The sequence below is a fragment of the Arthrobacter sp. TB 26 genome, from assembly GCF_000427315.1.
Classification (GTDB): domain Bacteria; phylum Actinomycetota; class Actinomycetes; order Actinomycetales; family Micrococcaceae; genus Arthrobacter.
In genome coordinates, this window is record NZ_AUPJ01000387.1 from 1 (window position 1) to 7,285 (window position 7,285).

Here is a 7,285-nt window from a genome sequence, read left to right on the forward strand (position 1 = left end):
CCCGCCCCAGCCAGGCGACCCGTTCGCCCTCGATCACCACGGCCGCGTCCTTGAGGACCCGGTGGTCCAGGTCCTGGGTCATCAGCTCGGCAACGTTGGTGATCAAGGTGCTCATGAGACCATTCTTCAGCGCCGAATGGACCAGCGCGTCGCCGCCAGGGCCTCCGCTGTCCGGGATGCCGGACCGGCTGCGGTGTCTCCGCCGGCGGCCGGGCCGGCGCCCTGGCCCGCGAGGATCAGCCCGGCGGCAAGTTCGGCGATGCCGGAGGAGGTCTGGAAGCCGTAGCCGCCCTGGCCGGCGAGCCAGAAGAATCCGGGGGCTTCGGCGTCGAACCCCACCACCGGGACGCCGTCGGCCGCTTCCGTCCGCAACCCCGTCCAGGCCTGGCGGACGCCGCGGATGCCGAGGGTGGTCAGCGTGTTGAGCCGGTCGATCAGCGCTTCGACGTCTCCCGGGTGCGGCCGTGCGTCCTCGGGCCCGCTCGGTTCGTGTTCCGATGGCGAAATCAGGACCTGTCCGCCGTCGCGCCGGAAATAGAAGGAGTCGTCGGCGGCGGCCACCATGGGGCTGGACTCCGGGAGGGGATGCTCGACGTCGACAATCGCCGCGGTGCGCCGGTACGGCTGCAGCTGGACCTTCTCGACGCCGCTGAGCACGGCCAGTTCGTCGGCCCAGGCGCCGGCGGCATTGACCACGACGGCGGTCTGGAAGCCTTCCTGCCCGGCGCCGAGTTCCCAGCCGGAGCCCAGGCGCTGGGCCGAGTGGACGCGGGCGCCGGTGATGATGTCGACGCCCCCGGCTTCGGCGCGCCTGCGGTGGTCCTCGAGGAGCAGGGGTGCATTGCAGGCGAAGGAGCCGGTGTCCAGGCCGGCGGCGGCGAAGGAGTCCGGGAGCAGGGCCGGGCAGAGTTCCAGGGCCTCGGCGTGGCTGATCGGCCGCATGTGGCCGCTGGCCTGCTCCCGCACGGTGGCGTCGTCGCCGATCAACATGAAGCTGCGCGGCGAGAGCACCGGTTCCGGCCGGGCGGCGTCCTGGGCAGCGATCAGTTCGAGGGTGCGGAGGGTGAGCTCCTGGACCGCGGGCGGGCCGTAGCTGGGGATCAGCTGCCGGGCCGAGCGCGCCGAGGTGTGGTACGCCAGGGTCTGCTCGGCTTCGACCAGGGCGACGCTGCATTTCCCGGCAAGGGCTGAGGCAAGGGACAGGCCGGCGATACCGCCGCCGACAATCACGACATCGTAATTAGCTGACATGGTTCCATCCTTGCAGACGGATGCGGTTGCGGCGCCCCTTGTGGCGCCGCAACCTTCCGATCTGCCCAGCCGGTGAAGCTCCGTTTGGCCGTCGAATTTAGCCGGCGACGGCGGCGCGGCTGCGCACGAAGGCCTGCACGCAGGCCTCGACGTCCTCGGCGCTGTGCGCGGCGGAGAGCTGGACGCGGATCCGGGCGGCGCCCTTGGGCACCACCGGGTAGCTGAACGCCGTGACGAAGACGCCGTTGTGCAGCATGGCGTCCGCCACCTTGGCAGCCATCACGGCGTCGCCGAACATGACCGGGACGATTGCGTGCTCGCCCGGGAGCAGCTCGAAGCCTTCCTCAGTCATGCGGCTCCGGAACAGCCCGGCGTTGGCGAAGAGCTTGCTGCGCAGTTCACCGGAGCTCTCCACGAGGTCCAGGGCCTTCAGCGTGGCCGCGACGATGGCCGGGGCCAGCGAGTTGGAGAACAGGTACGGGCGGGCCTTCTGCCGGAGCATGGCGACGACTTCGCGGCGGCCGGAGACGTAGCCGCCGGAGGCGCCGCCCAGGGCCTTGCCGAAGGTGCCGGTGTAGATGTCCACGCGTTCTGAAACGCCGGCGTGCTCCGGGGTGCCGGCACCGCTGGCGCCCATAAAGCCGACGGCGTGCGAGTCGTCGACCATGACCATGGCGTCGTACTTTTCGGCGAGGTCGCAGATCGCCTCGAGCGGGGCGAGGAAGCCGTCCATCGAGAAAACGCCGTCCGTGACGATGATCTTGCGCCGGGCCGGGTTCTCCTGCGTGCTGGCCTCGATCAGTTTGGATTCGAGGTCCGCCATGTCCTGGTTGGCGTAGCGGAAGCGCTGGGCCTTGCAGAGCCGGATGCCGTCGATGATCGAGGCGTGGTTCAGTGCATCGGAGATGACGGCGTCTTCCGGGCCGAAGAGCGATTCGAACACACCGCCGTTGGCGTCGAAGCAGCTGGAGAACAGGATGGTGTCCTCGGTGCCGAGGAATTTCGAGACGCGTGCCTCCAGCGCCAGGTGCAGGTCCTGGGTGCCGCAGATGAACCGGACGCTGGCCATCCCGAAGCCGCGCTCGTCCATCGCGGACTTGGCGGCGGCGATGATTTCCGGGTGGTCCGCGAGGCCGAGGTAGTTGTTGGCGCAGAAGTTCAGCACGTCCGCGCTGGACTCGCCGATCTGGCCGGCCTTGATGTGGTTGGCCTGGGGCGAGTCAATGTGCCGCTCGGTCTTGAACAGTCCGGCGCTGCGGATCTCGTCCAGTTCGTGCTGCAGCTGGTCCTTGATGGCTGAATACATTTAGGTTGGGCTCCTCAGCTGGTGGGGTCGGTGGGCCGAAACGGTGGCGGGTTAGAAGCAGGTCCAGTCCAGGACCACCTTGCCGCCCACACCGGCGCGGGCGATCTCGAAGCCCTTTTCCCAGTCGGTGGCGGGAAGGGTGTCCGTGACGACGGCGGAGATATTGGCGCGCAGGACCGGGTTGGAGGACAGCATGGCGCTCATGGCGTACCAGGTCTCGAACATTTCGCGGCCGTAGATGCCCTTCATGGCCAGCATATGCGTGACCACTTTGCCCCAGTCGATGTCGATGGACTGGCTGGGCAGCCCCAGCATCGCGATCCTGCCGCCGTGGTTCATGTTCTCGATCATCTCAGGCAGGGCCGTGGGGTGTCCCGACATTTCCATGCCGACGTCGAATCCCTCGCGCATGCCCAGCTCGCGCTGGGCGTCCTTGACGCGCATCTTCGAGACGTCGATCGCGAGGTCGACGCCGAGAGCCCGGGCCAGTTCCAGCCGCGGCGCGGAGACGTCGGTGATGGCGATCTTGCGGGCGCCGGCGTGGCGGGCGACGGCGATCGCCATCAGCCCGATGGGCCCGGCACCGGTGATCAGCACGTCCTCGCCGACCAGGGGGAAGCTGAGCGCGGTGTGGACGGCGTTGCCGAAGGGATCAAAGATAGCGCCGAGTTCCGGCGTCACGGAGGGGTCCTGGTGCACCCACACGTTGGTTTCGGGGATCACAACGTACTCGGCGAACGCGCCGTCGCGCTGGACGCCGACGCTGACGGTGTTGATGCACATCTGCTTGCGGCCGGCGCGGCAGTTGCGGCAGATGCCGCAGACAATGTGGCCTTCGCCGGAGACGCGGTCCCCGACCTTGACATCCAGGACGTCTTCGCCGGTCTCGACGACTTCGCCGTAGAACTCGTGGCCGGCGATCAGCGGGGCGTTGATGATGCCCTGCGCCCACGCGTCCCAGGACTGGATGTGCAGGTCGGTGCCGCAGATGCCGGTGGTCATGACGCGGATCTTGACATCGCCGGGGCCGGTTTCCGGCTCTGGACGGTCCACGAGCTCGAATCCTGCGTGGGCGCCGGCCTTGTAGAGAGCCTTCATGGGCCTTCCTAACTGTGCCATCCATCAAGCACGTGTGGTCCGCTGCCGGGGACAGCTGTGTGGGTCAACTCACCCCCATTAGAGCCGCTGCAAAGCATTAGCACAACCGGATTTTTCTCAATCGACGATTTAGAGTTTCCTTGCGCATAGACTGGGCGGCATGGAAATCCACCAGCTGGAGATGCTCCGCGAACTCGGGGCGCTCGGGAGCGTCAAGGCCGTCGCGGAAACCCTGCTCGTCACGCCGTCGGCGGTATCCCAGCAGCTGGCCGCCCTGCAGAAATCCGTGGAGGTTCCGCTGACCCGCAAGGAGGGCCGGAACCTGGTCCTGACCGAGGCCGGGCAGGTGCTCGCAGACGCCGGAGCCGCCGTCGTGAGTGCCATGGCCGATGCCCGGACGGCGATCGGCGCCTATCACGGTTCCCCGGTGGCGCCGGTGACCCTCAGCGGTTTCCACAGCGCGGGGCAGGCGTTGTTCGCGCCCCTGGCCCGGCTGCTGGCCGCGCCGGGGAAGCCGCGGATCCTGCTCACGGACGAGGACGTGGCCCAGCAGGACTTCCCGGCGCTGACGGCCCGGTATGACCTGGTGCTCGCGCACCGAATGGACCACAGCCCGCGCTGGCCGGAGGAGCGCGTCGCGGTGGTCCCGCTCGCGCACGAGCCGCTGGACGTCGCGCTGCCGGCCGGGCACCGCCTGGCCGCCCAGCGGGCAGTGACGGCAGACGACGTCGTCGGCGAACCCTGGGTGACCAGCCGCACCGGCTACTCCCCCGCGGACGTGCTCTCCGCCGTCGCGGCCGTCTCCAGCCGGGAACTGAACATCGTCCACCGGATCAACGACTACTCCACGGTGGCGGCGCTCGTGGCGACCGGGAGCGTGATCGGGCTGCTGCCGCGGTACACGGCGCGGCCGGTGCTGAACCCGGACATTGTGCTCCGGCCGCTCGAGGGCATCAGCACCCGGCGGCGGATCGATGTCCTGGCCCGTCCGGAGAACCTTAAACGCAGATCGGTCATGATGGTCTGCGAAGCACTGCAGACCATCATGACCGAGCTGGTGCGTTAACCCAAGCAGCTCGCAGCAGGGGCCGTTTTGAGGGCTCAAAACGTCCACAACTGCGAGCCAGTTGGGCGGGGCGGGGCTTAGCCTTCGACGCCGAGGCGCTCCAGGATCAGCTCCTTGACGCGGCCGGCGTCGGCCTGGCCGCGGGTGGCCTTCATCACGCTGCCGACGATCGCGCCGATCGCCTGGAGCTTGCCGCCGCGGATCTTGTCCGCGACGCCGGGCTGCGCGGCGAGGGCCGCGTCGATGGCTTCGAGCAGGGGCCCGTCGTCGGACACCACGGCGAGGCCGCGCTTTTCCACGATTTCCGCCGGGGTGCCTTCGCCGGCCAGCACGCCGTCGAGGACTTCGGTGGCCATCTTGTTGTTGATCTTGCCGTCCTCGACCATCTTGTTCAGTTCCACGATGGTGGCCGGTGCGACGCCGAGCTGGCCGGGGTCGACGTCGGCGTTCTTGGCGCGTCCGACGATCTCGCCCATCCACCACTTGCGGGCCACGGTGGCGGTGGCTCCGGCGGCGATGGTTTCCTCGATCTCGTCCATGACGCCGGCGTTGACAACGTCGCGGAACTCGAGGTCCGAGTAGCCCCAGTCGGCCTGCAGGCGCTTGCGGCGGGCGGCCGGCGGCTCGGGCAGCGTGGCCCGGAGCTCCTCGACCCATTCGCGCGAGGCGACGATCGGCACGAGGTCCGGCTCCGGGAAGTAGCGGTAGTCATCGGCGTCGGACTTGGGCCGGCCCGAGGTCGTGGTGCGGGTGTCCTCGTGCCAGTGGCGGGTTTCCTGGACGACCGGCGCGCCGGAGTCCAGCACGGCGGCGTGCCGCTGGATCTCGTAGCGGACGGCGTGTTCGACGGCGCGCAGCGAGTTGACGTTCTTCGTCTCGGAGCGGATGCCGAAGCGTTCGCGGCCGTGCGGGCGGAGCGAGACGTTGGCGTCGCAGCGGACGTTGCCGCGTTCCATCTTCGCGTCCGAGACGCCGAGGTTCTTGACGATCTCGCGGACAGCGGCGACGTAGGCCTTGGCGAGCTCGGGCGCACGGCTGCCGGCGCCCTCGATCGGCTTCGTGACGATCTCCACGAGCGGCACGCCGGAGCGGTTATAGTCCACGAGGGAGTAGTCCGCGCCCTGGATGCGGCCGGTGGCGCCGCCCATGTGGGTCAGCTTGCCGGCGTCCTCCTCCATGTGCGCGCGCTCGATTTCGACGCGGAAGATGGTGCCGTCGGAGAGCTCGATGTCCAGGTAGCCGTCGTACGCGATGGGCTCGTCGTACTGGGAGGTCTGGAAGTTCTTCGGGGTGTCCGGGTAGAAGTAGTTCTTCCGGGCGAAGCGGCAGGTCTCGGCGATGGTGCAGTTGAGTGCCAGGCCGATCTTGATCGAGGACTCGATCGCGGTCCTGTTCACCACGGGCAGGACGCCCGGCATGCCGAGGTCCACCTCGTTGACGTTGGTGTTGGGCTCGTCGCCGAAGACGTTGGGCGCGGAGGAGAACATCTTAGTCTTGGTGTTCAGCTCCACATGGACCTCGAAGCCCAGGACGGGATCGTACTTCTCCATCGCCTCTTCGAAGCTGAGGGTTGCGTCAGTCATTAGTGGGAACCTCCGTGGCTCGCGGGGGCGCCAGCAGCAACTGCCGGTGCAGAATCGGTCAGTGAAGGAGCCGTCAGTGAAGGAGCCTTGTCCAGCAGCGGGCCGCCCCACTGTGCCTCGAGCAGTGATTCGAGCACCGCACCGACGCGGTACAGCCGGGCGTCCTGGCGGGCCGGGGCCAGCAGCTGGACGCCGACCGGCAGCCCGTCCTCGTCGGCCAGGCCGCCGGGCAGGGACAGCCCGGGCACGCCGGCCATGTTGGCGGGAATGGTGGCGACGTCGTTGAGGTACATCGCCAGCGGGTCGTTGAGCTTCTCGCCGAGCTTGAAGGCCGTGGTGGGCGCCGTCGGGGAGATCAGCACGTCGGCCTTGGCGAACGCGGCGTCGAAGTCGCGCTGGATCAGGGTGCGCACCTTCTGGGCCGAGCCGTAGTAGGCGTCGTAGTAGCCGGCGCTCAGCGCGTAGGTGCCCAGGATGATGCGGCGCTTGACCTCATCGCCGAAGCCGGCGGCGCGGGTGGCGCCCATGACGCGTTCAATCGTCATCGGGCCGTCTTCGGGCAGGACCCGCAGGCCGTACCGGACGCCGTCGAACTTGGCCAGGTTCGAGGAGGCCTCGGAGGGCATGATCAGGTAGTAGGCGCCCAGGGCGTACTTGAAGTTGGGGCAGGAAACCTCAACGATTTCCGCGCCTGCCTGCTTGAGCAGCTCGAGGGATTCGTTGAAGCGGTTCTCGACGCCGGCCTGGTAGCCCTCGCCGTGGAGTTCCTTGATGATGCCGATCTTCATGCCGTGCACGTTGCCGATCGACGCGGCCGCCACGAGGTCCTCCAGCGGGTCCTGCAGCGAGGTGGAGTCGTGCGGGTCGTGGCCGCCGATGACCTGGTGCAGCAGGGCGGAGTCCAGCACGGTGCGCGAAACCGGGCCGATCTGGTCCAGCGAGGAGGCCATGGCGATGGCGCCGTAGCGGGACACGCCGCCG

6 protein-coding genes are annotated in these 7,285 nt (G+C 68.5%); 1 reads left to right on the plus strand and 5 read right to left on the minus strand.

The features are described from left to right. Positions 1-126: 126 nt before the first annotated feature. From K789_RS0115015 to tdh, 3 genes are all read right to left on the minus strand, one after another. Entirely contained in the window at positions 127-1,251 is a 1,125-nt protein-coding gene (locus K789_RS0115015) for an NAD(P)/FAD-dependent oxidoreductase (protein WP_024367474.1), read from the minus strand. 97 nt (positions 1,252-1,348) lie between these two features. Next, positions 1,349-2,557 (minus strand): glycine C-acetyltransferase, encoded by a 1,209-nt coding sequence (locus K789_RS0115020; protein WP_024367475.1) that lies wholly within the window; start codon positions 2,555-2,557, stop codon positions 1,349-1,351. Between the two features lie 51 nt (positions 2,558-2,608). Continuing rightward, complete coding sequence (gene tdh, locus K789_RS0115025; RefSeq protein ID WP_024367476.1) at positions 2,609-3,655, minus strand: L-threonine 3-dehydrogenase; 1,047 nt, start codon at positions 3,653-3,655, stop codon at positions 2,609-2,611. A gap of 160 nt (positions 3,656-3,815) precedes the next feature. Between tdh and K789_RS0115030 the strand changes: the two genes are divergently transcribed. Next, positions 3,816-4,721, plus strand: coding sequence for a LysR family transcriptional regulator (locus K789_RS0115030; protein ID WP_024367477.1), 906 nt, complete (start codon positions 3,816-3,818; stop codon positions 4,719-4,721). Between the two features lie 77 nt (positions 4,722-4,798). Here the strand turns inward: K789_RS0115030 and gatB are convergent, their stop codons facing one another. Together gatB and K789_RS0115040 are read right to left on the minus strand one after the other, a co-directional pair. Continuing rightward, a complete protein-coding gene (gene gatB, locus K789_RS0115035) occupies positions 4,799-6,304 on the minus strand; it encodes an Asp-tRNA(Asn)/Glu-tRNA(Gln) amidotransferase subunit GatB (RefSeq protein ID WP_024367478.1) in 1,506 nt (501 codons plus the stop codon). Then, the coding region (locus tag K789_RS0115040; protein WP_024367479.1) for an amidase family protein at positions 6,304-7,285 on the minus strand (982 nt) is incomplete at its 5' end. The genes gatB and K789_RS0115040, both read right to left, overlap by 1 nt.

Bases quoted from the DNA above. Each gene is read 5' to 3' on its own strand.
- K789_RS0115030 (WP_024367477.1), top strand. From the start codon at position 3,816: ATGGAAATCCACCAGCTGGAGATGCTCCGCGAACTCGGGGCGCTCGGG.
- K789_RS0115015 (WP_024367474.1), bottom strand. From the start codon at position 1,251: ATGTCAGCTAATTACGATGTCGTGATTGTCGGCGGCGGTATCGCCGGC.
- gatB (WP_024367478.1), bottom strand. From the start codon at position 6,304: ATGACTGACGCAACCCTCAGCTTCGAAGAGGCGATGGAGAAGTACGAT.
- K789_RS0115020 (WP_024367475.1), bottom strand. From the start codon at position 2,557: ATGTATTCAGCCATCAAGGACCAGCTGCAGCACGAACTGGACGAGATC.
- tdh (WP_024367476.1), bottom strand. From the start codon at position 3,655: ATGAAGGCTCTCTACAAGGCCGGCGCCCACGCAGGATTCGAGCTCGTG.